General features: G+C 39.6%; 21 protein-coding genes and 3 tRNA genes. 10 read left to right on the top strand and 14 right to left on the bottom strand.

The window, feature by feature from the left end; all coding sequences use genetic code 11:
• The first annotated feature begins 16 nt into the window (after nucleotides 1-16).
• Together H5089_RS08650 and H5089_RS08645 are read left to right on the top strand one after the other, a co-directional pair.
• Entirely contained in the window at nucleotides 17-475 is a 459-nt protein-coding gene (locus H5089_RS08650; protein ID WP_182693725.1) for an EVE domain-containing protein, read from the top strand.
• A 69-nt stretch (nucleotides 476-544) separates the two neighbouring features.
• Complete coding sequence (locus tag H5089_RS08645) at nucleotides 545-1,579, top strand: cytosolic protein (protein WP_182712010.1); 1,035 nt, start codon at nucleotides 545-547, stop codon at nucleotides 1,577-1,579.
• Between the two features lie 36 nt (nucleotides 1,580-1,615).
• Here the strand turns inward: H5089_RS08645 and H5089_RS08640 are convergent, their stop codons facing one another.
• Nucleotides 1,616-1,813 (bottom strand): PLDc N-terminal domain-containing protein, encoded by a 198-nt coding sequence (locus tag H5089_RS08640; RefSeq protein ID WP_002957905.1) that lies wholly within the window; start codon nucleotides 1,811-1,813, stop codon nucleotides 1,616-1,618.
• Complete coding sequence (locus H5089_RS08635) at nucleotides 1,813-2,880, bottom strand: potassium channel family protein (protein WP_182712009.1); 1,068 nt, start codon at nucleotides 2,878-2,880, stop codon at nucleotides 1,813-1,815. Before H5089_RS08635 ends, H5089_RS08640 begins: the two co-directional genes overlap by 1 nt.
• Before the next feature lie 169 nt (nucleotides 2,881-3,049).
• Between H5089_RS08635 and H5089_RS08630 the strand changes: the two genes are divergently transcribed.
• Nucleotides 3,050-4,360, top strand: a complete 1,311-nt coding sequence (locus H5089_RS08630; protein WP_182712008.1) for a short-chain fatty acid transporter — start codon at nucleotides 3,050-3,052, stop codon at nucleotides 4,358-4,360.
• Between the two features lie 55 nt (nucleotides 4,361-4,415).
• Here H5089_RS08630 and H5089_RS08625 read toward each other — a convergent pair whose 3' ends face one another.
• Nucleotides 4,416-5,432, bottom strand: coding sequence for a metalloprotease (locus H5089_RS08625; RefSeq protein WP_182712007.1), 1,017 nt, complete (start codon nucleotides 5,430-5,432; stop codon nucleotides 4,416-4,418).
• Nucleotides 5,433-5,598: 166 nt separating this feature from the next.
• Here H5089_RS08625 and H5089_RS08620 point away from each other — a divergent pair, with 166 nt between their 5' ends.
• Nucleotides 5,599-6,810, top strand: a complete 1,212-nt coding sequence (locus H5089_RS08620; RefSeq protein ID WP_182712006.1) for an EAL domain-containing protein — start codon at nucleotides 5,599-5,601, stop codon at nucleotides 6,808-6,810.
• A gap of 32 nt (nucleotides 6,811-6,842) precedes the next feature.
• On the opposite strand, the gene H5089_RS08615 is transcribed toward H5089_RS08620, so the two are convergent.
• Entirely contained in the window at nucleotides 6,843-7,919 is a 1,077-nt protein-coding gene (locus H5089_RS08615) for a hemolysin family protein (RefSeq protein WP_182712005.1), read from the bottom strand.
• 84 nt (nucleotides 7,920-8,003) lie between these two features.
• Here H5089_RS08615 and H5089_RS08610 point away from each other — a divergent pair, with 84 nt between their 5' ends.
• Together H5089_RS08610 and H5089_RS08605 are read left to right on the top strand one after the other, a co-directional pair.
• Entirely contained in the window at nucleotides 8,004-10,499 is a 2,496-nt protein-coding gene (locus H5089_RS08610) for a S9 family peptidase (RefSeq protein ID WP_182712004.1), read from the top strand.
• A gap of 216 nt (nucleotides 10,500-10,715) precedes the next feature.
• Nucleotides 10,716-11,420, top strand: coding sequence for a response regulator transcription factor (locus tag H5089_RS08605; RefSeq protein ID WP_182712003.1), 705 nt, complete (start codon nucleotides 10,716-10,718; stop codon nucleotides 11,418-11,420).
• On the opposite strand, the gene H5089_RS08600 is transcribed toward H5089_RS08605, so the two are convergent.
• From H5089_RS08600 to nudE, 7 genes are all read right to left on the bottom strand, one after another.
• Nucleotides 11,417-12,928, bottom strand: coding sequence for a YifB family Mg chelatase-like AAA ATPase (locus tag H5089_RS08600; RefSeq protein ID WP_182712002.1), 1,512 nt, complete (start codon nucleotides 12,926-12,928; stop codon nucleotides 11,417-11,419). The genes H5089_RS08605 and H5089_RS08600 overlap by 4 nt on opposite strands.
• A gap of 34 nt (nucleotides 12,929-12,962) precedes the next feature.
• Nucleotides 12,963-13,577, bottom strand: coding sequence for a trimeric intracellular cation channel family protein (locus H5089_RS08595; RefSeq protein WP_002957915.1), 615 nt, complete (start codon nucleotides 13,575-13,577; stop codon nucleotides 12,963-12,965).
• A gap of 515 nt (nucleotides 13,578-14,092) precedes the next feature.
• Nucleotides 14,093-14,169: transfer RNA gene (locus tag H5089_RS08590), tRNA-Met, on the bottom strand.
• Between the two features lie 62 nt (nucleotides 14,170-14,231).
• Nucleotides 14,232-14,308, bottom strand: a tRNA-Met gene (locus H5089_RS08585).
• 80 nt (nucleotides 14,309-14,388) lie between these two features.
• Nucleotides 14,389-14,465: transfer RNA gene (locus H5089_RS08580), tRNA-Met, on the bottom strand.
• A gap of 136 nt (nucleotides 14,466-14,601) precedes the next feature.
• Entirely contained in the window at nucleotides 14,602-15,405 is an 804-nt protein-coding gene (cysQ, locus tag H5089_RS08575) for a 3'(2'),5'-bisphosphate nucleotidase CysQ (RefSeq protein WP_182695533.1), read from the bottom strand.
• Nucleotides 15,398-15,970 (bottom strand): ADP compounds hydrolase NudE, encoded by a 573-nt coding sequence (gene nudE / locus H5089_RS08570; protein ID WP_165744910.1) that lies wholly within the window; start codon nucleotides 15,968-15,970, stop codon nucleotides 15,398-15,400. Before nudE ends, cysQ begins: the two co-directional genes overlap by 8 nt.
• Nucleotides 15,971-16,031: 61 nt before the next feature.
• Here nudE and yrfG point away from each other — a divergent pair, with 61 nt between their 5' ends.
• A complete protein-coding gene (gene yrfG / locus H5089_RS08565) occupies nucleotides 16,032-16,679 on the top strand; it encodes a GMP/IMP nucleotidase (protein ID WP_165724387.1) in 648 nt (215 codons plus the stop codon).
• Nucleotides 16,680-16,694: 15 nt separating this feature from the next.
• Here yrfG and H5089_RS08560 read toward each other — a convergent pair whose 3' ends face one another.
• The 3 genes from H5089_RS08560 to H5089_RS08550 form a co-directional block, all read right to left on the bottom strand.
• Nucleotides 16,695-17,318, bottom strand: coding sequence for a dUTP diphosphatase (locus H5089_RS08560; protein ID WP_002963012.1), 624 nt, complete (start codon nucleotides 17,316-17,318; stop codon nucleotides 16,695-16,697).
• A gap of 80 nt (nucleotides 17,319-17,398) precedes the next feature.
• Nucleotides 17,399-17,767 carry a YacL family protein gene (locus H5089_RS08555; protein WP_002963010.1) on the bottom strand — a complete coding sequence of 123 codons (369 nt, stop codon included), beginning with the start codon at nucleotides 17,765-17,767 and terminating at the stop codon, nucleotides 17,399-17,401.
• 116 nt (nucleotides 17,768-17,883) lie between these two features.
• Nucleotides 17,884-18,108: a hypothetical protein gene (locus H5089_RS08550; protein ID WP_002963009.1), complete on the bottom strand. Its 225-nt coding sequence runs from the start codon at nucleotides 18,106-18,108 to the stop codon at nucleotides 17,884-17,886.
• Between the two features lie 303 nt (nucleotides 18,109-18,411).
• On the opposite strand from H5089_RS08550, the gene uvrD reads away from it, so the two are divergent.
• The 3 genes from uvrD (at nucleotide 18,412) to H5089_RS08535 (ending at nucleotide 23,576) form a co-directional block, all read left to right on the top strand.
• Nucleotides 18,412-20,577 (top strand): DNA helicase II, encoded by a 2,166-nt coding sequence (gene uvrD / locus H5089_RS08545; protein ID WP_002963007.1) that lies wholly within the window; start codon nucleotides 18,412-18,414, stop codon nucleotides 20,575-20,577.
• On the top strand, nucleotides 20,555-22,624 hold the full coding sequence (locus H5089_RS08540; protein ID WP_182712001.1) for a GNAT family N-acetyltransferase: 2,070 nt from the start codon (nucleotides 20,555-20,557) through the stop codon (nucleotides 22,622-22,624). The genes uvrD and H5089_RS08540 overlap by 23 nt, the downstream gene beginning before the upstream one ends.
• Nucleotides 22,625-22,727: 103 nt before the next feature.
• Nucleotides 22,728-23,576, top strand: coding sequence for a chemotaxis protein (locus tag H5089_RS08535; protein WP_182712000.1), 849 nt, complete (start codon nucleotides 22,728-22,730; stop codon nucleotides 23,574-23,576).
• The last annotated feature ends 521 nt before the right edge of the window (nucleotides 23,577-24,097 follow it).

The following is a 24,097-nucleotide window of genomic DNA, read 5'->3' as shown; positions in this document are numbered from 1 at the left end:
TGTTAGGAATACTGTTATGGCTTACTGGCTATTTAAAACTGAACCCGATGCGTTTTCATTAGATGACTTAAAAAACGCACCAAAACAAACGACTCTTTGGGAAGGTGTGCGTAATTACCAAGCACGAAATTTTATGCGTGACGACGTCAAAGTCGGTGATTCAGTAATGATTTATCATTCAAGCTGTAAACACGTGGGCGTAGCGGGCATTGCCGAGGTTACTAAAGAAGCCTACCCAGACCCCACTCAATTTGATTTAAGCAGCGACTATTACGATGCAAAAGCCACCAGCGACAAACCACGTTGGGTTGTTGTTGAGGTTACTTATCAAAGCCATTTAAAAAAATTAATTAGCCTTAAAGATATTAAAGCCAATGACAATATTACTGAAATCGCACTTAAAAAGGGCGGACGACTATCAATAATGCCTGTTACTAAAAATGACTGGGATGTAATAATCAAAATGGCGCAGTAATACCCTATCGGTTTGACCTAATTTCATTGAGTTTGATATGATCTATGCTGACTTATAGCTGGAGGATTAATGAAATTACTGTATTGGTTAGATGAATGGTTAACTCTCCCGCACAATGAGCAACAAACTCGATTACCCATGACGGGTAGTGATTTACTCGGCGATGTATTTGTTAAGTATGATTTTGTTGACGTTAATAAACCCCTGCTTTTTACCTTCTCCCCAGCTGGCACTAACGTGCAAGAGCAAGATCTTCGTCCTGATTTTGCACCATGGGGTTATCACTTAGCTCAAAAACAAAACGTAAACGTAATCGCTTTTCAGCATTTGGGTAAAAGTAATTGGTTTCGTAATCGTAATTTAATCTTTTTTCTCGAGCAATTATCAACATTACTTACGCCGTTTAATTGTCGACTTGGCTATGGTTTAAGTCGTGGCGGATTTGCTGTTGGCGCTTTTGCTAAACTATTAAAGCTAAATCAGGTGTTGTTCTTCCATCCGGTAAGTACTAAAAATAAAGAATTAGTACCGTGGGATGACCGCTCTAGTACCGATATAGCTCAGCAGTTTGATTGGCAGCAAGATTATCACGATCTAGATTTAGGAGATGCCCAAGGCTATATTATTTACGATCCTACTAATCGTATAGACCGAATGCACGCTAAGCGCTATAAGCAGTTAACTCACTTACGAGTATTTGGTATGGGACATGGCACACATGCCACATATTTGAATAAGTTTGGATTTTATAAGCAAGTAGCCGTCGATTTTATCCAGCATCAGCAAATTGATATTGCGCAATTTCGTATGCAAACTAAAACCTTACGTTTTAAAGAGGATTATTACAAAAGCCTTAATAAAGCGAATGTAAACTCAGCTCACCGTCAAACACTATTAAGCAAAGCTCATAATATTTTGATTGATGAAAAAGAAGTTCACGTACAGGAACATCAGGCAAAAATTGATATTCAGCCATTAATAGATGTTGCCCTTAAACATCAAGATGAGCATCCTAATGATGCCATTCAGTTATTAGAAGTTGCTCAACAACTTGTACCTGACGATCCTTTAATTGAGCATAAAATTAAGCAACTAGAAGAGTAGTTACGCCAGTAAAAGCGGCTGTAAAGGCCAACTACTCTATTTGGCCTTTTTCTTTTTGTGCCCATACTTGGGCACAATGGCAAAGTACATCATTAACCCTAACCAAGAAAATATAATTATTCCCATTAGCCAGCCATTCTTTTCATGACCCTGTGTACGCTTACTATTGAGTACGATAACGACAGGTAATATATAAGCACTTAAAACAACAATTAAAAATACAACTTCATTCATTATTTTTCTAGGCTCGACCAGTCTACTTCACTACTTAATACTCGATCTACCGATATATAGTGCAGAATATCGCCTTCACTTACTTTGTAATCTAATGGTGGGTTTAAATCCATATTTTGCGCACTTAAATTATGAGCAACACCCAACAGTATGGCATCATGCTCAAGCTTAAAATGATGAAACAAAGTACCAAATTCCATATCTTTACAGCCGCTTGGTATTTTCAAACTAAATTGTGTATCGCCGTGCAAAGTAGATAGCAGCTCCTCTTGCACACGGCTCGAACCTGGATCTTGCATTGAGCGTACGAGTATCTCAGCTGATTTTGCACTACTACACTCTACATTTTGGCAATGCTCTAACATCATCTCAACTTTGGTTTCATCCAAAAAGTGAGCGCTTATATGGCAATCATCTTTTACTAAGCGACTAATGCGCAGGGCTGTTGTAAATGTCTGATCGTCATCTTGACCATCAATAATCACCTTATCAGCACTACGAATAGCAACCCGCTCTAGCTCAGCTAAATTAGTAAAGCTCGTTAAACGTGCAAAATCAACGCTTTCGTTAGCTAAAAAAGGATGATCCATCTGCTCTGTTACCGCGAGTAAAATACGACGGTCAGTACGTTTCGTATCTGCCAAAATGTAATCAATCATCTTTTTTGTACGAGTGTCGTGCCAACCAAAAATAATAATATGGTGGTTACTGTGGGCAAAGTTTTTATCACCAGTCATAGCGCGCCTAATTAAGTAAGTAACAGTTTGTCCTGCTTTTCCTAGCAAAACACCAAATAAAGCTAAACCAAATGGAATTTGTATTAATGCAACCACCCAACGACCAAGATCAGTAGTTGGACTAAAGTCACCATATCCCACTGTTGATGTTGTTACTGTGTAATAGTAAAAAAAGGTAGTAAGCGAGGTTAACGCTTTCTCATTCGCTATAAATAGTAAGTTCCATGTTAATAGCATATGAGTCAAAATAGCTAATGCCACTGCTTGCCAACTCAACTGATCTATATGAGCGCGAACAAGTAACGCTAGCCTTTTAAATATCACCGGCATAATACAAAGTCTTCGTTAGTAAATTATCTATAAACAGTACGTTACTGTAAGCGATGCTTTTAAGCAATGTTTAAGCTTTTAACCGCAAATATTAGACTAAATGCTGTTTGCCAATGGTGATTTTTCATGATTAATTAGCGTTAAAATAATAACTAAAACAGTTGTGCTTATGCTTAATAAAATAGCCCGCCCTTTTACTAAAATTGTAGAGCGCTATCTTCCCGACCCTTTTATATTTGTAATTTTACTTACAATAATTACCCTTGTCAGTGCGAGCTTATTTACAACCGCAACTAACATTGAAGTATTACAAGCGTGGGGAGGTGGGTTTTGGAACTTATTAAGTTTTGCGATGCAAATGCTACTAGTGTTAATTACAGGCTATATGTTGGCAAGTACGCCACCTATAAGTAAGTTATTAGAAAAACTAGCAACACTCGCAAATACAGCACCTAAAGCAATTATATTGGTAACGCTTATTTCGCTTTTAGCGAGCTGGATAAATTGGGGATTTGGCTTAGTTATTGGTGCCCTTTTTGCCAAAGCAATTGCTAAACATACTCGTGTTGATTATCGATTATTAGTAGCCAGCGCTTACTCAGGTTTTGTTGTATGGCATGGCGGATTAGCGGGTTCGATTCCTTTAACTATCGCAACCGATGGTCACTTTTCAGAGGCCAGCATTGGTATTATGAGTACAGAGCACACTTTATTTGCGGGCTTTAATATAGCCATATTAGTTGGTTTATTCATTATTATGCCGCTCGTTAATCGCTATATGCTGCCAAGCGAGCAAGAAAGCGTATATATCGACCCAGCTCTTTTACAAGAGACAACACCTAAGCCCACAACAATAACCAGACCTGCCCAACATTTGGAACAAAGTAAACTACTCGGTATGACAATTGGCTTATTAGGTTTGGCATATTTAGGCTATTACTTCTTTATTACTGGCGGAAACTTAAACCTTAATAGCGTTATTGCCGTATTTTTGTTTTTAGCTATTACGCTGCATCAAACACCCCATAATTTACTTAACAGTCTGCAACAAGCAATTCCAAGCGGGGCTGGAATTGTTATTCAATTTCCTTTTTATGCTGGCATTATGGCGGTAATGGTTGATAGCGGATTAGCACAACAGATATCACGTGGCTTTATTGCCGTTGCAGATGCTGATAGCTTGCCATTTTTTAGTTTTATAAGTGCAGGACTCGTTAATATGTTTGTACCCTCTGGCGGCGGCCAATGGGCAGTACAAGCGCCTATTGTTATACCCGCAGCACAAGAGCTAGGTGCTGATATATCTCGCGTTGCAATGGCTGTTGCATGGGGTGATGCGTGGACTAACCTAATTCAACCTTTTTGGGCATTACCAGTCCTTGCTATCGCAGGCTTAAGAGCAAAAGATATTATGGGGTTTTGTGTTGTGCAGCTATTTGTAACTGGGGTTTTTATATCGCTGGTATTGAGCTTTTATTAATTTTTAACGGGCTGTAACAAATATTACAGCCCACTTTTACCTAGAACGATAAATACTAGCTCGATAAAATAGTCATCGGCAGGCTCAATATTGGATTTTCTGAATCGGCAAAGTGCATCATTACAGCTACATGCCCAGCTACTACAACTGCATACATAACCGCTGAAAAGCCTTGGCCATATTTATCTAGTGGCATTAAATGGGAGTAATGTCGGCCTCGCCATTCAAATACAATTTCCAGCGCACCTACAAACAAAAAGAATACCAGTAACATTAAGCCAAATGTGTAGCTCAGCCATAAACCAAACAGTACACCGAGTAAACATACACTTAGGCCAATCCATGAACGCATTGAAAAGCTAATACTTTTTAATACATGCCCGCCATCAAGCGGCAAAATTGGTAGCAAGTTAAATAAATTTAATAACGCACTAAGCACTGCCACACCTGCAAATATTTCCATCTCGGTGGCGTAATATAAAACGACACCCAGTACCGAGGTAATTAAACCAAATGCAGGCCCCATTAATGATATAACTACATCTTGCCAACGAGTCGTTATTTTATCGTCACTTACAGCAAGCCCACCAACAAACGGGATTAAGTAAATACCTTTGGTTTTTATGCCAAAGTATTTCATTGCTCGCACATGGCCGTATTCGTGTACCACTAAGCAACCAATTAACATTAGTGCAAATTCAATACTAAATAACCACGCATAGCCTGCAACAGAAGCCCCTGCAAGCACTACTTTAATTACCTTAGCGCTTTTAAAAAGCTTAAAACCTAATGCAGCTAGCCCTAAAAAGCCTTTTTTAGGTGACCCATTTGTAGGTGCTGGTAACGCAAGTTGTGTTGCAAATTGATCATCTACAAAGAGCGAAATGCTTTGCTCTTTCACCGCCGCTGTATCGATACCTATTACTTTGTTGTCGTAAGTAAATTGAAAATAGTTTTCACGAGGGTTATCAAAGGTAATGGCTTGTTGCGCGTGAAATACCTGCACAATTCTTTGCCCAGACACCATAAGCGAAAATGGTTGCTCGGCTAAAGTAAGATCTATTCTTATCATAATTAAGACCGTTTAAAATAATGGCGCTAGTATACCTAATCAGCTTAAAAACACGAGTGAAGGTGCTAGGTAACTATTTTCAAAATAAAAGTATTTGATACTGACAAAATAAAAAAACACTACTACTTTTATAGTAACTCCAAGCGATACATTGAAAGGGATAACAGTGAAGAAGATAGTGCCTAATATTTTAGTTGTTGACGATTCAAAAGCAATTTTGATCGTTATGGAAGCTATACTTAACGAATTGGGTATGTCTAACACTATAACTACGTGTCTGAATGCAAAAGAAGCTCTTGAAAAAGTTAAAGAGGATATCAACTACTTTGATGCTATTTTTACTGATCTCAATATGCCCGAAATGGACGGCATGGAACTAATCCGCCACTTAGGAGAGCTACATTATCAAGGCGGTATTATAATTGTTTCTGAAATGGACCATAAAGTTATTAGCTTAGCTGCCAATCTCGCGAAACAACATAACGCTCACCTCATTGGTAATATTACAAAACCAGTGCAACTGTCTCAGGTTAGTAGGTTACTTATTAAAGTGGCGCAATTAAACAGCCACACTTTATTAAAAGAGTCAGCCATTTCAAAAGATGAGCTTATTGATGCATTAAAAAACGATGAAATAACGCCTTTTTACCAACCAAAAATAAACGCTGATAACAATAAAGTTGAAAGCGTTGAAGTATTAGCGCGTATTTTATCAAGTAAAGACGGCAATATTATTTTACCTAACCGTTTTATAAACACTGCCGAACAACACAACTTAATTAATCAAATTACATTTTCTCTTTTTGAAAAGGCCACCAGCGAATTCAAAAATATGAAAGCGCAACTAGGTCATGATTTTAAAATGGCATTTAATTTATCGCCAACTCAGCTCGACGACTTAAACTGCCCTAATAAATTACTGCTCATTTTAGAATTAAACCAACTCACGCCTAGTAACATAATTATAGAAATAACAGAACAACATGCACTCTCAAGCCTAATGCAATTAGAAACACTAAACAGATTAAGAATGCATGGCTTTGGTATATCGCTAGACGACTTTGGTGTTGGTTTTACTAATATGAATCAGCTTCGAAATCTTCCTTTTACTGAAATTAAAATAGACCGTTCACTTATTAGCCATATAGAAACAGATTTATTTTCTCAAGTGGTCGTAAGTTCGTTATTTAATATTACGAGTAAAGATAATTTAGACTTAGTAGCAGAAGGCGTTGAACGCCCAGAAGAGCTCGTTTATTTAAGGCATTATAAAAGAAAACTAGCTATACAAGGTTTTTTATTTAGCCGCCCTAAACCACAAGACGAATTTATATCTTGGGCTAAAGATTGGCTGAAAACTGATGGCAGCCCCGCTTAAAGAGGTATTAATATTTAATCGGGGCTGGTTAACTAATTATCACCCCGAGTGTGTTTATCTTCTTCACTGACTATATGCGCACTACTTGCTAAACGTTTGTGCCAACGCTGCCTTGCTACTGCGCGCATATTAGTAGATTGGTCACGCTCATCTACAATCTCTAGCCCCATTAAAGCTTCAATCATATCCTCTAGCGTTACAATACCTTGCACGTCACCGTACTCATCTACAACTAGGCATATATGCGTGCGCTTTGTTAAAAGAGTTTGCAGTAACGACGATACGTTCTGAGAAGTTGGTACGGTATAAATAGGCTTAATCAATTTGCTAATTTTGTAATCGGTGCCTAAGCGGTGAAATGCCAGCATAATATCGTTTTTATGCACAAACCCAACAATATCGTCGCTGTCTTTATCAAATACCAATATACGAGAAAATGACGACGAGCCGTGATCGTTTAAATACTGATTTACTGTTAAGTCTTTGTGGATTTTAAAAATTACAGTTCGAGGCGTCATTAAGTCGCATAATTTTGCATGTCTAAAATGCAATAAATTACGAATTATTTCGGACTCATCCTGATGTAATGCACCCGACTCCGTACCTATATCAGCCATTGCCTCTATCTCTTGACGAATATAGTAAGCCTCATCGTGCTTTGGACCCATTAAATTTGTTAGCTTTTGTGCAAACCATACAAAAGGCTTTAGCGATATAACTAAAAAACGCAAAGCGTAGGTAACACTTGGGGTTAAAGCTCGCCAGTAATTAGCCCCCAAGGTTTTAGGTATAATTTCAGAAAGAATTAATACAAGAAATGTCATGATGGCTGATGCAATACCTACAGCCGCATCGGAAAAAACGACAGCCGCTTGTGCACCAACTCCCGCTGCACCTGCAGTATGGGCAACTGTATTTAAAGTTAAAATAGCAGCTAAAGGCTGATCTATATTGTTTTTAAGCTTTTCGAGCTGTTTAGCAAGCTCAGGGTGTTTTTTTCTAAGTGATGCAACATAGCTGGGCGAAATACTTAATAACACAGCCTCCATCACAGAACATAAAAACGAAATAACAATCGCCACTACCATATAAACTATCAGTAAAGTCACTTTCTCTCCTCTATATTGGATATGTGAGCATGGTAACAATACATGCTATATTTGGCCAAACTTCCAATAATAATAGGCATAATAATGAAATTTAGCGCACCATGGTGTCATCAAAATAAGCTATTTAAGTACGCAGCAGCTCTTTTAACGCTTAGCAGCTTAAGCTTTGCTGCAATAGCGGCACCATTGGATAAATCAAAAATTCAGTTTATCGGCCCACTTGCCGAAGACATGCAGTTAAAGCCTTTTCAAACACCTCATGGCAGTGCGATTATTAACAACCTATTGCCACAACTACAAGCAGACACAGATAGTTTTTCTGTATTTGGGAAAAAACAAAACTGGCAACCGTTTAATAAAATCAATGCGCTCACTTTAGGTGGGTTACAGGCACTAAAATTTAATATTGAAACAACCCGCTTTACGCAAGGTACGCTTACCTTAAAAGGGATTGAGCAAGGGCAGTTATTTATTAATGGCGAACTACAAACAGGCGATAAAAATAGCTATAAGTTAACTTTAAATAACAGTACTCACACTGTTTTAATAGTAGCCCAGCAAGTAGCTAATTGGCACGATGTAACGCTTGATTTTGCTCCAAAGAGCGACATTGATATAATTACGCTCAGCACTTCACACATAAAACGTTTATCTGCAAAACAACTGTTTGATGCTCCTACCATTAGCCAATTATCACTCGCACCTAATGCCAAGCAGTACGTTACTACCACTCGCACTTATAGCGATAAAACACAAAATCAAGCAAATACAGTTACTGTACTTAAAGATTCAGACAATCAAACGCTTTATCGCTTTGAAGCAGGCCAACCAAGTAACATTATTTGGAGTCCAGATAACCAATATTTAGTGTATTTGTTAAATGGTGAGCTTAAACAACTTAACCGTAAAAACCTCTCAATAAAAACATTAGCAAACGATTTAGAAGGAGCTAATAGCTTTACCTTTTATAACGACACCAGTCTTTTGTTTAGCTGGTCTAAATCACCTGAGAGCACTAACAGCTTAACCAAGCACTATAAAGGTCTGCAAGATCGCTGGTCGTATGCACGTACCACCAGCCAAATTTATATGCTTGATACTAAAAGTGGTTTAACAAAAGCACTTAGCCAAGGTCCTCTTTCTTACAGCCTTGAAGATTCAAATAGTAACCGTGGCAAAGTATTAATGAGCCGCCCAGTAATGGCAATGCAGGCATCAACCCACCCTGAAACAGAGCTTGTTGAACTCGATTTAAAATCAAACAAGCTTTCATCGCTTGGTAAATTCAAAACGTTTAATTTAGCCAAATACGCAAATAAAGATATTTATGTAGTTGCAGGCCCTGACTTTAAAAATGGCGCAGGCAGAGCATTACCAAAAGCTATGCTCGCTAATAACTACGACGGACAACTTTACCTACTTACTGAAGGCGGTAAAAACGTAAAAGCACTCAGTAAACAGTTCGACCCCGCTATTGGCCAACTGCACGTTTTAGAAAACGGCGATGCGCTTATTAAAGTAACAGAGCAAGACACTCAACCACTTTACCTATTTGATTTAAGTAAACAGCGCTTTAAAAAGTTAAATACAGGATTGGATATTGTTGAACAATTTAGTTACTCACACGACCGTAATACCGAAATTTTATTAAGTGGCACTAACGCTTTAGCGCCACAACAGCTAAAGCGCCTTAACGTCAGTAAAAATAAAACAGATTTAATATGGGATTCAAAACCAAGTAGCTATGCAAATATACGACTCCCTACATTAGAAGAGTTTAATTTTAAAAATAAACATGGGGTTGAAATAACTGGCCGCGTTTATATTCCTAGCAATTTAGATAAAACTAAAAAGCACCCGGCGCTCGTGTATTACTACGGCGGCACTTCACCAGTTACGCGTGGTTTTACAGGTCGTTATCCGTTTAACTTATGGGCAGAAAATGGCTACATTGTTTATGTAGTACAACCTACTGGCGCAACAGGGTTTGGACAAAAGTTTTCAGCGCAGCATGTTAATGCCTGGGGCGACTACACCGCAGACGATATTATCGAAGGCACACAAGCCTTTTTAAATAAATACAACTATGTTGATAGTAAAAAAGTAGGTAACTTAGGGGCATCGTACGGTGGCTTCATGACCATGTTATTGGCAACTAAAACCGATATATTTAGTGCTTCAATAGCTCATGCGGGTATTTCTAATATTACCTCGTATTGGGGTGAAGGTTGGTGGGGCTACTTATATTCTGGCGAAGCATCAAAAAATAGCTTCCCGTGGAATAACCCTGAGCTTTACAGCCAACATAGCCCTGTATTTCATGCCGACAAAGTAACAACACCTATGCTACTTCTTCATGGTGATAGTGATACCAATGTACCTGTTGGCGAAAGCTTAACAATGTACACTGCACTTAAACTGCTTAATAAGGACGTAGAGTTAATCGAATACAAAGGCGCCGATCATCAAATTTTTGCACGCGATAAACGATTTGATTGGTGGAACACTATGCTCGCATACTTTGATAAAAAGCTAAAAAACGAGCCTCAATGGTGGGACTCGATGTATAAAAATGACTGAGCCTGAACCTTTAAAATAACGACTTAATACAGATTTATTAATAGTAGAATTAATTATTTAGCACCTTTTAATTAGTCTAAAGGTGCTAACCTCATCCTCTAATAACGTCTTATACACCTTTGAAATATTAAGTTACTTAAAACTAATAAACCCCCTTCTCAGCATTTACCTAATGGTGCTACCATACAGAGCTATAAGCATTCAAAATAAAGTACTATGGCTATTAATGTTTTATTGGTTGAAGACGATGAACTACTCGTTAAACGCATCCAAAATCACTTTGCAGATACCGAATTTACAATAGAGGTAGACCCCACTGGCGCTGATGCACTTAACATTGTAAGGCAGCGGGTAAACCTGCGCGGTGCTATATCATTAGCCATAATTGACATTGTCTTACCAAAGCGCGACGGGCTTCAGCTCGCAAAAGAATTAAACACACTGACCGATATTGGCGTTATTGTATTATCGAGTCGTGACTCCCAAGCCGATCGTATTGCAGGTCTTGCACAAGGTGCTGATGACTATATTTGTAAGCCCGTCGATTTACTTGAGTTAGAACTTCGCATGCGCGCGATCTATAAGCGTGTTGCAGTTAACCTAGAAGACGACGAAAGCGAAGAGTTTATAGAATATGCTGACTTTAAGCTTCATCCTGATAACCGCACATTAATTACTGCTGCGGGCGTTGAGTCACGCTTAACTGAAGCCGAACATAAAGTGCTTATTTGCTTAATTAGTAATGCAGGTAAAGCCACATCCCGTGAAAAAATATCAGAAGAAATAGGCCAGCCCGATTGGAGTCCAAACGATCGTACTGTTGATGTGCTTATTGGTCGTTTACGTAAAAAATTAAATGACGAAAAAGATCAAAAACGCATCGTTACCGTACGCGGTAAAGGCTATATGCTTTCTATTTAATACTTAGTTAATTGCGCAATAAGGCGCTCAAATGCGCGGTAATTAAGTGCTTCTTTAAGCTCATTTAAACTAATGTTTTCAGCGCCTTTTAAATCACTAATAGTCCGCGCCACCTTAATTACTCTATGGTAAGAGCGTGGCGATAAAGACAACTTCTCGCTTGCTCTAGCTAAAAATTGCAACTCTGCAGGCGCAAGTTCACAGTGCACACTCATTTCTTTATTATTAAGTCTCGCATTAACCTTACCTTGGCGTTTTAGCTGCACATAATAAGCAGCCTCAACTCTTGCTCTAACCTCAGCACTGGTTTCCTCTGGTTTGGTACTTTGTAGCTCAACACTCGTTAAACGAGGTAGTTCTATTTGCAAATCAATACGGTCAATAAAAGGCCCTGATACTCGCGATAAATAACGCATAACTTGATCGGGAGTTGCCCGCTTATCAGTATGGCTCCCCGTTGGGCTTGGGTTTAATGCTGTAATAAGCTGAAACTGCGCTGGGAACTCCATTTGCCTAGCTGCACGTGAAATAGTTACTGTGCCGGTCTCCATTGGTTCACGCAGTGAATCAAGCACCTTACGCTCGAATTCCGGTAACTCATCTAAGAAGAGCACACCGTTGTGTGCCAGCGAAATTTCACCAGGCTTGGGATTTGAAGAGCCCCCCACCAAGGCAACAGCTGAGCACGTATGATGCGGATTACGAAATGGCCGCTGTCGCCAATTAGTTAAATCTATGGATTGTCCAATAATAGAGTAAAGCGCAGCTGTTGAAATAGCTTCATCGTCCGACATAGTAGGCATAATTGTAGCCATTCGCTGGGCCAGCATTGATTTACCAGTACCTGGAGGGCCTAAAAATAGTAAATTATGCCCGCCAGCTGCAGCAATTTCGAGTACTCGCTTTGCACCGGGCTGACCTTTAACATCGCTTAAATCGAGCAAAAAGTCAGGGGCTTGCGTGCAGTCGGGGTACTCTATATTTAATGGCAAGGGTTGTTGATTAAGTAGGTCGCCCCATACTTCTTGAATAGAGCTTACGGCTTTGCGTTTAACGCCATTAACTAGGCTTGCTAGGCTGTCGTTTGCAAGAGGTAAAAAGCAGCAGCGATCTTCTTCTTTAGCAGCAAGTACCGAAGGTAAAATAGCGTTTACACCACGCACTTCACCATTAAGAGCAAGCTCACCATAAAACTCGTACTTATGAATATCAGGACACACTATTTGCCCAGAGGCGACTAAAATACCCACCGCAATAGCCAGATCAAACCGCCCACCATCTTTTGGTAAGTCGGCTGGGGCTAAATTTACGGTTATTCGTTGATCGGGAAAACCAAATTGTGAGTTTTCGAGTGCGCTACGTACCCTGTCTTTCGACTCTTTAACAGACGCTTCGGGCAGGCCTACAATATGAAAAGCGGGTAAACCATTTCCTAGGTGAACCTCTACAATAACTTCAGGGGCATTTATGCCCACTTGAGCACGAGAAAATATACGAGCTAACGACATTCCTTATCCTAGTAAATGGTGTGATTACACCAGTTTAGTCAGGATATTTAAAAACGTGTAATGTGATTTGCCATTTTATAGCGGCTAAACGAAGTAATAAGGTCATTAACATTCCTAATACCATCGCCATTTCGGTTGCTAACGAAAAACTAATGCCAAGCGTATAAACAGTACCACCCGCTATACAGGTAATAGCGTAAAGCTCACCCTTTAATAGCATAGGGATCTCGCGTGCAAGCACATCTCGAATTAATCCACCAAAGCAGCCTGTAATTACAGCCATAATTACCGCAGTCATATCGGGCATACCAACAAGCTGTGCTTTTTGCGCCCCCATTACTGCAAAAAAAGCTAACCCAAACGCGTCCGCTGTTTGTAAAATATAATGAGGTATCGGCTTTTGTTTATTTATAAGGCGTGTTGTAACAAATACTGAAGCGAGTATGGCAAAAAAGTAACTTTGATCGTGTAACCAAAACACTGGAACATCTAAAATTAGATCTCGCACTGTACCACCACCAATAGCAGTTACTGTCGCTAAAACTACGACCCCAAAGCCATCCATTTTTTTCTCATACGCTAGCAAAGTGCCCGATACAGCAAACACCGCAATGCCTATTAAATCAAACCAGTGGTAAAGTTCAGTCATATTTGTAACAACCTAAAAATATTTGTGCCGTTTTAACACAAACCAAACAAGGTTTTAAGTAATAACGATTTATTTTAAGAAGTTTATAACATTTTAAAGTGTATCTCAGGGGGGCGGGAGCTTGCGCTTATGAGAAGTGAATGCCTCATGCAGTGAAGATGATCTTTATCCTATAAGCTAAATCACCACACTCATCAAATTTTAGACATAAAAAAACACGCTTTAAGCGTGTCGTTTCATTCTTATTTATTTCAGTGGTTGCGGGAGCCTGAACTTATAAAAGGTGAACCGACGACCTTCGGGTTATGAGCCACAATATACACACCAAATTTTAGACATAAAAAAACACGCTTTAAGCGTGTCGTTTCATTCTTATTTATTTCAGTGGTTGCGGGAGCCTGAACTTATAAAAGGTGAACCGACGACCTTCGGGTTATGAGCCACAATATACACACCAAATTTTAGACATAAAAAAACACGCTTTAAGCGTGTCGTTTCATTCTTATTTATTTCAGTGGTTGCGGGAGCCGGATTTGAACCGACGACCTTCGGGTTATGAGCCCGACGAGCTACCAGACTGCTCCATCCCGCGCCTGAAATTTGTAGACTTATTTAAAGTTGCTTACATTACAACTTGGCTTCCAATTAAAGAATTGGTTGCGGGAGCCGGATTTGAACCGACGACCTTCGGGTTATGAGCCCGACGAGCTACCAGACTGCTCCATCCCGCGCCTGTATATTTTAAGTCTATCGACTACTTTATTTTATCTCTTAAGTTAGAGTTTACAGTAACCTCAATCCCTAAGGAAATTGGTTGCGGGAGCCGGATTTGAACCGACGACCTTCGGGTTATGAGCCCGACGAGCTACCAGACTGCTCCATCCCGCGCCTGTAATTTCTTTAAAGCATTTTCGTAATATTTACTTGCCTGCCTTGAAGAGAGCGCTACTATATAGGAATAAACATTTAATGCAAGACCTAAACTAATTAAAGTTGTTCAACCGAACAAAAAGCAATCAAATTACTACTCTGCGATCAATCTTTGATGTGGATTAATCATTTTTTGCCATTCCCAGTCGGGATGTCCCATCACTATAAAGTCAGGGTTCTCAGTACTCTCTCGTTGGTTGTACGTTAGCGGATTAAATTCTGCATCGGTAATACAACCACCGGCTTCTTCAACAATAACTTGTGAAGCACCTGTATCCCACTCTCCCGTTGGACCAATTCTTAAAAAACAATCTGCTTTGCCCTCTGCAACAGTACAGGCTTTTAAAGAACACGAACCAATAGCAATCGTTGTAAACTGACTATTTAAATACTGACTCACCGCTTCTATTTTTTGGCGGCGGCTCACTGCAAGCGTCAAGCTCTCTGGCGGCGCTACAGATATTTGCTTATCAATTGAATTTTCACGTTTAAAGGCACCATTTTTAGCAGTAGCAAAATAAGTCACACCTTTTGCAGGCCAATGAATAACGCCAAGCACAGGGTGATTATTTTCAATCAATGCAATGTTTACTGCAAAGTCGCCACTTTCTAAAATAAATTCGCCTGTACCATCCATCGGATCGAGCAACCAATAACGCTGCCAATCTTGTCTGTCGGCGAGTGCTGGTATAGGTGTTTCTTCCGACATAATTGGGATATCGGGTGCAAGTGCTTTTAATCCAGCAACAAGTACGTCATTTGCTGCTAGATCAGCTTTGGTAACAGGCGTATTATCTGATTTCTCTTGTTGGCCAATATCGCCTTTTTTATAAATGGCCATAATTGCATCGCCAGCACGCTCAGCTAATTCAATGCACGGTTCGATTAATTTATTCATCGGCAGCTCCAGACGCTAAATACTTATCTAATAATAGCAAAGCTGCAACACTGCGTGCTTCGGTAAAATCTTCTTGGTCTAATAATGACTGCCACTGAGTTAATGGCCACTTAACAACAACTAGCGGCTCTGGTTCGTCACCAATAAGGGTTTTTGGGTATAATTGCTTAGCAAATAAAATATGCATTGTGGCATTAAAGTAACTCGGCGCCATTGTTACTGTTCTTAATGGTTTAAAATACTCAGCGCCAAAGCCAATTTCTTCTTTAAGTTCTCTGTTAGCAGCTTGCTCTGGGGTTTCGCCCGGATCGATTAAGCCTTTAGGAAAACCTAACTGGTAATTGTTGGTGCCCGCACAGTATTCACGTACAAGTAGTAACTCATTATCTGCACTTAACGGAACAATCATCACTGCTCCCCGGCCACCGCCGCGAATTCGCTCATACTGGCGCTCTTCGTTATTAGAAAACTTTAACTCTAAAGACTCCACAGTAAACAGGCGACTTTTAGCAACAACATTGTTACTGAGGATTTGTGGTGGTGTTGGGTGCTTTTTCTGTGTCATTGGCGTTAATTTGCTATCATGGCAGTTAGTTCAATAATAAACCTTATAAGTTGAAATTCCTATGTTAAATTGGTCAAAAATCGATACCGTTTTGCTCGACATGGATGGAACATTACTCGATTTACATTACGACAGTCATTTTTGGCTTAACGTTATCCCTGCGCAACACGCATTAGCTAGAGGCATTAGCCTAGATGCAGCTAAAGCAGATATTTTAAAACGCTATCAAGCTGTGAGCGGTCAAATACAGTGGTATTGTTTAGATTATTGGGAGCAGCAATTAAACTTGCCTATAATGGAGCTTAAACGAGAGTCTCAGCATTTAATTAAAATGCGCGAAGACGTACCTCATTTTTTAACCGAGCTTAAAAAAGCAGGCAAAGAGTTAATTTTACTTACCAACGCCCACCCTGAGAGTGTCATGCTGAAATTTGAGCATACAGCGATTGATAACTACCTAGATGGTGTAGTGTCTACTCATGAATATGGAGTAAGTAAAGAGCAGCAAAGTTTGTGGCACCAAGTACAAAAAGACTTAGGGTTTAATAAGCAGCGCACTTTGTTTGTAGATGACAGTGTGCCGGTATTAAATGCCGCACGAGAATACGGCATCGAGCACTTACTGGCAGTTGCTAACCCTGATAGCCAACAACCACATAACGAAATAGCCGATTACCTGAGTGTTACCGACTATCGTAAGATTATTTAACTCAGTTTACGTGGGCTAGATTTTTGGGTAACGCGCTTCAAGGCCTTGGTATACTAACTTTGCAAAATCTGCATGTTCTGTATCAAGGCTTTTAACTACTTCAACTAAATGCTCGTTATCTTCTTGCCCGTTCCATTCTTTAATATAGCTACCATCTTTGTAGCCGTGATCTTGGCGGAAAAAGTTTAACGTATTTTTACCTACGTAGCCGCGATATAAATCATCAATATCCATACCCATTTGCGCCATACAGCCGGCAAAGGCAGCGGCATTAAACGTTTTATCTGCAACGGCGGAAGCCGCTAATATTTCTAGCGTTTGTTTAAAGTCATCCGCTTGTTGAGCATTACTAAGCTCAGCTTCAAGTTGCTTTGCTAAGTCTTCGTAGCTAGTTTTGCCGTCAATTCTAAGCGATAGACCAAAATGAAAAATATCAACCAACTCTAAAATAACTTGTTCAGTATCTGGTGTTTGTTTTTTCCACCATTTCCAACCATGATGATCCAGCATTTCAGCGCACTCAACCCAAATAGCGCGGTACCATTCGAATCCTTGAGTAAACCATTGCTCATGTACTTTAGTGTTCATGGCGTTTTGCATTTCTAGCATAACTACTAGCTTGTTTAAATTGGCAGACATATTCATTCCTGTCGTTTTTGATTAGTGTAATAGTACAGATAAAGGAAGCTTAACGCATCAGCACTATCTTAATATGTAGTTTACTTTGAGCCGCTAAATTCAGCCCATGAATCAATTAAATCAATGAAATCTTCAAAGCCACAACCACTACTTAAACCATTTTCTTCAAGCGCTAAATCGTCATCTTGATACGCTATTAGGTCTTCACTGTCTTGATGAAGCGCATGGGCTTCAAATAGTGCTTCGTCTTTGGTTAATATTAAATCTATTTCTTGGCCTTTTAGCGTTAGCGGCTCATAGCTTGAACTCACCGATGCAATAAGCGCTTGAACCATAGCTACTTTGTCTTTGCCTATTTCTTCGTTTAGCCAGCGACCAATAATAGCGTGTTCACTACTTATTTTAATACGTAGCCCACTAATAGGGTCGCGAATAAATTGATATTCCATAGGATTTGCCTGTAAATCTTTAATTGCGTAATTATATACGTAAACGCCCGCAAACCACAGGACATATAAAGTAAAATAGCGCCACAAGGGCGCTATTTTATTCAACTTTAAAGCAGTTAACTTCGCGATCTATAACGCGCTGCGTCAATAATCGACCATAAGTAAATAATAGGCACTAGTACAAAACCTACAAGCACATAAATTAGTGCGTAACTTATTATAATAGCGAGTGCAAAAAATATAGCCGCTAAAATACGCCCTTGCACTAACTGCCCTAAACCAGGAAAAAATATATTACATAATGCTGCGATTACGTTACCGCCAGAACCTTGATCTGCCATACTAACCTCTGTATTTATTTGATTTTATAATTATTTACTTACACACTCTATGCCAATTTATTAAAGCTTACAAATCAAATAGTTAAATTAGTCTAGATTTAGAGAGTTAGTAAATTTTGCTAACTTTAGGTCAAATTAGCAATTTTTATTGTGCGTTTACGCTTTTTTGTTTGTTCAAAAAATTATCAAGTTACTCGTTTTTAAGGCTATTTTATAAATAGCTGTTTATAAAAACAGTATTTTATTTAGCCTAACAAAAACACCTGTTATACTGCCCACAATATTGATTAAAAAGGCGTAACGATGGACGTTTCACAATTACTCGATGGCTTAAATGACAAACAACGCGATGCCGTTGCAGCCCCACTACAAAACATGCTGGTATTAGCAGGTGCTGGGTCTGGTAAAACACGAGTGTTAGTTCATCGTATTGCGTGGCTTATGCAAGTTGAGCAAGCATCTGCTTACAGTATTTTTGCCGTAACCTTTACTAATAAAGCGGCTAAAGAAATGCGCAGCCGCGTTGAAGAAACACTAAAAGCCCCTGTAGGTGGTATGTGGATTGGTACGTTCCATGGTTTGTCGCATCGTATTTTACGTGCTCATCACCGTGAAGCTAACTTACCAGAAGCCTTTCAAATTTTAGACTCTGACGATCAACTTCGGATGATCAAGCGCTTATTAAAATCGATGAATATCGATGATAAAAAATGGCCCGCCAAACAATTTGGCTGGTACATCAGCGCTAAAAAAGATGAAGCACTTCGCCCTAAAGATATTCAAGCATACGATATTAACGAGCAAATGATGCTGCGTGTTTACGCCGCCTACCAAGAGGCCTGTGATAGAGCAGGCCTAGTAGATTTTGCCGAAATATTACTACGCAGCTACGAAGTGTTAAAAAATAACCCAACGTTACTGCGTCATTATCAGCAACGCTTTGCACATATGCTCGTAGACGAGTTCCAAGATACAAATACCATTCAATATGCTTGGTTAAAGTTACTTGCAGGCGATACAAGCAGTATCATGATTGTAGGCGACGATGACCAAAGTATTTACGGTTGGCGCGGTGCTAAAATCGAAAATATTAAACGATTTTTAACTGACTTTAGCGCAGAAACCATTCGTCTTGAACAAAACTACCGTTCAACAGCAACTATTTTGAAAGCGTCTAATGCATTAATTCAAAATAACTCAGAGCGTATGGGTAAAAGCTTATGGACCGACGGTAACGATGGCGAGCCAATTTCTATTTATGCGGCATTTAATGAGTTAGACGAAGCACGCTTTGTAAGTAGCAAACTACGAAGCTGGTTAAATGCAGGTAATGCCCTACAAGATGCCGCAATTTTATACCGTAGTAACGCGCAATCTCGTGTACTCGAGGAGGCCATGCTGCAAGAAGGCTTAAAATACCGTATTTATGGGGGTATGCGATTCTTCGAACGACAAGAAATTAAAGATGCGTTATCGTACTTACGCCTAGTAGGTAATCGTCAAGACGATGCCGCGTTTGAGCGTGTAATTAATACGCCAGCACGCGGTATTGGCGATAAAACATTGAGCCATATACGCGATTGTGCACGAGCAGAATCGTTACCGCTTTGGTATGCCGCAAAAGCAATTGTAGAACAACAGCATTTATCTGGTCGTGCTTCTGGTGCAGTAAGTAAGTTTGTAGAACTCGTTGAACAAATAGAAGATAAAATTAGCGACCTAACTTTGCATGAGCAAGCCAAGTACACAATTCAAACCTCAGGCTTGATGGCAATGTACCAAGCCGAAAAAGGTGAAAAAGGCCGTGCTCGCGTAGAAAACTTAGAAGAGCTAATTAGCGCTTGTGATCAGTATGAGCTGCCTGAAGACGAAGAGTACAGCTCACCTTTACAAGGCTTTTTAGCCCATACGTCACTTGAGTCAGGTGAAGGACAAGCAGAAGAACACGAAGACGCCGTACAAATGATGACGCTTCACTCAGCTAAAGGCTTAGAGTTTCCGCTAGTGTTTATGGTAGGCGTAGAAGAAGGCATGTTCCCTTCTCAGCAAAGCAACGAAGAGTCGGGTCGCTTAGAAGAAGAGCGCCGCCTTTGTTATGTAGGCATGACACGAGCAATGGATAAGTTATACATTAGCCATGCTGAGAGTCGCCGTTTATACGGGCAAGAAAAATACCATAGCCCATCTCGCTTTTTACGCGAAATCCCTGAAGACTGCGTAGAAGAAATCCGTATTAAAACACAGGTTTCTCGCCCACCTGCCGCTGGGCGTTTTAGCGCATCAGTTAGCCATGCCGCATTTGAAGACAGTGGCTTTAACTTAGGACAACGCGTACTGCATGCTAAGTTTGGTATTGGTACTGTACTGAATTATGAAGGTAGTGGCGCACAATCTCGCGTACAAGTTAACTTTGACGACCTTGGTAGCAAATGGTTAGTAACGGCCTATGCACGATTACAAGCGGTATAAAGCACACCTAAATGAGTTAGAGCAACAATTAGCTGGCGCGTATCATCGTCAGCTAGTGTTGATCACGGGCAGCCCAGCTTGGTGTTATGAAATACTTAACTCATTAATAGATGAAAACAATACACTTGTTGTATCAAAGCAGTGCGCAATTAAAAATTCGTACTGGCCTACTCGCACACACCAAATTTTAGGGCAAGAATTTGCTCATGCTGTTTACGATGGTTTTAGTGGTTTGCACCCTGATAAACTTGCAGCACTTGCCGGCACCATTAAAGCAGGCGGTATACTGTTTTTATTACTGCCTGAACTAGATGATTTAGCCTCTTGGCAAGATCCCGCATTAAGTACAGTGCAATCACACGGTCAGAGCATTGACTACAGCATATTTAATCAACGTTTCGCGACTATTATTGAACCGTTACCTGCTTTTCACTTTAGTGAAAAAAATGGCTGTATTAGTAATAACGCTAGCTATGTAATGCATAATAAAATTGATTATGAGCCACAGCAAAACTGTATTGAGCAGATAGTAAAAGTAGCTAATGGCCGTGCAAACAGGCCTTTACTCATTAATGCTGATAGAGGCAGAGGTAAGTCGGCAGCACTTGGCTTAGCCGCGGCAAAACTAACTGATAAAAAAGTAATTATTTGCAGCACTCAGTTTAAAGCGACCCATAGCAGCTTTAAACATTTAGCCCAAGAGTTAAGCCTTCAATACAACGCTGAACATAAACAGCTCGCCAACTTGCACTACGTTGCACCTGACGCGTTATTAAACACACTACCTGAGTGCGATTTACTACTCGTTGATGAAGCTGCAGCAATCCCTGTTCCGTTATTACTACTAATGCTAGCTCATTACCCTCGTATAGTATTTGCAAGCACTCTGGTTGGGTATGAGGGCAATGGTAGGGGTTATACCATTCGCTTTAGTAACTATATTAAAGCACACTATAAAGCCTCTAAAGTTGTAACGCTTGATGAGCCACTGCGTTTTGCTAAACACGATCCCCTCGAGAAGCACATTCGCACCTTGCTTGCACTCGATGCAGAATATATAGAGTTAAGGAGTGATGAATTAGAGCAGCCAATTCATAGCGAAGTAACTCAGCAATCCCTTGTAAACAATGAATCTTTACTGCAGCAAGTTATTGCCCTACTTGCACTGGCTCACTATCAAAGTAGTGTCAACGACTTACGCCAACTACTAGACGCACCATCGCAAAGACTATTTATTAGCAAAATTAATAATCAATTAGTTGGCGTATGCTTAATCGCCATAGAAGGTGGTTTGAGTGAAGAACTTGCCCTACAAGTTATAAGTGGAGAGCGCCGTCCGCAAGGACATTTAATGGCGCAAGCACTCTCACAACTTAGCTTTAATAATGACTGTTTAACACAACTGAGCGCCCGCGTTGTACGAATAGCGATTGATCCGAGTTCCCACAATATAGGACTTGGTAAAAAGTTACTTAGTTATTGCGAGTCGCAGGTAAAAAGCCAATGTAGTTGGCTTGGTGCAAGCTTTGGCGCAACAGCGCAGTTACTTAATTTTTGGCAAAACCTAGGGTTTGATACTGTAAAATTAGGTTATCAACGCGATAAAAGCACCGCTGAACATTCGGCGCTTGTGGTTAAATGCTTGAGTGACAAAAGTACAATTCTCCAACCCCTAAAAAAGCAGTTTAAAAACGATTTCTTTTATGCTCTTTTAACACACTTTAAAACACTAGATTGGCAACTCGTGAATATTATAATTGAAGGATTTAGCGACGAGTTAATAAGCCTAGAGACTCACGAGCGATTAGCACTGCTCACTAAAAGTAACTTCACTCAATTTAGTATCTCTGCAACTCTTTGGCAGTTACTGAGTCAGTCACCTTCTTATATATCTCAATTAACAGAGTCGGATAAACAACTTTTAATAAAATTAGTACTTCAAAATGAAAGTAATGAAAAAGTGATTCAACACTTAGGTTTATTAGGAAAAAAGCAGCTTGAGAATCAATTTAAACGTGCCATAAAAAACCTCACTAGCACCATCTAATAATTTCTAGTTGCCCTATCTCTGTTAAATTTTATCCATCTTTAAGCTATTTATTTAATTTGTTCTATCCTTAAAGCATTAATAGGTAAATTAAGATAAAGGCATGGAATTAATAAACTTTAAAGTGGGCTGCAAAACAATTTCGCTAAAAATACTCGATATTTTATTAACTGAGCGCTTTGACAATAATCTAACAACTTTACCAAACAATAATAAAAGCTTTATTGGTGTTAAAGATTATATGGATATACCAACACCTGTTTTTGATTTAGGTATTATTTTAAATAATATCTCAACTGAACAAAGTAATGCGCATGTACTAAAACAACTAAGAATATGGCAAGACAAACTATTAAACTGGTTTAATACCCTTCAAAGTAACTTATTAAATAGCTCGGCTTCTATTTCAAATAATGACGCAGAACTACAAGATTTTGTTTTGTTTTACAAAGAATTCAACACCGACAATGAAGACTTAAAATTAACAATGTCTCGGCTTGACGAGCCCTTCCAATCATTACTAGAGACAGCAAAAGCAGCTATAGCAGCCCATAATCGAAGTGATCATAAACAAGTATCAGCTCTGCTCGACAAAATTAAGCGTAATAGTCTAATTCAGCTTGAGCGTTTATTTGAATCCGCTAAAGAGCAAATAACCTTAGACTATAAACCTATTATTGTTTTCACCACCAAAGACGGACTAAATCCACATGTTGGTTTATTAGTAGATAAGGTTGAAGATAATATCGACTATAAAGAAGAAGACATAAAGCCACTGGATAAGCTCACTGAGGTTGGTTTTGATCTAGACCCACAAACTAAAAATATGATGCTAGGATTAATCAAGCTCCCCCAAAAGCATAGTGTATTAATTGATCCAAGCGTAATATTTAAACCAGCTCAACTAGAAGAATCTGAAAGTGAAGAAACCCAAGCTTATGGACTATTTTAAATAGCCTTTAAATTTGGTTATTAACTTTAGTACTGGAATAATGAGCTATTCCGCTCAACTTGTACATTTAGATGAATTAGAGAAGAATCGAGTATGTAATGTCCGTTACTCCCCATATTTCACTTTTCTGAAGATGAAAAAAAGCCCGACTATTTCTAGTCAGGCTCTCTACAATTTGAGGTCGGTGCGCTACGCAGTAGGATGTCGTAGTGCCCACAGCGGTAGAAAATCACAGTGAAATGCTACTGTATCGACCGACTGAGATATTGAGGGGTTTTGTTGCGATTTTCACATCGGGAGTCGCTACGCTCGCCCGGCCTACGAGATGGGTGTTGCTGTGAGTGTATGTTAATTGCGCGCATTTCACTTTTCTGCAGACGTAAAAAAGCCCGACTATTTCTAGTCGGGCTTTCTACAATTTGAAGCCTGGTAATGTCCTACTTTCACATAGCAAATGCTACACTATCATCGGCGCTGTTTCGTTTCACTACTGAGTTCGGCATGGAGTCAGGTGGGTCCAA

The sequence above is a fragment of the Pseudoalteromonas sp. SR45-1 genome (assembly GCF_014163655.1).
Classification (GTDB): Bacteria; Pseudomonadota; Gammaproteobacteria; order Enterobacterales; family Alteromonadaceae; genus Pseudoalteromonas; species Pseudoalteromonas distincta.
This window is presented reverse-complemented; position numbering and strand designations above follow the sequence as displayed.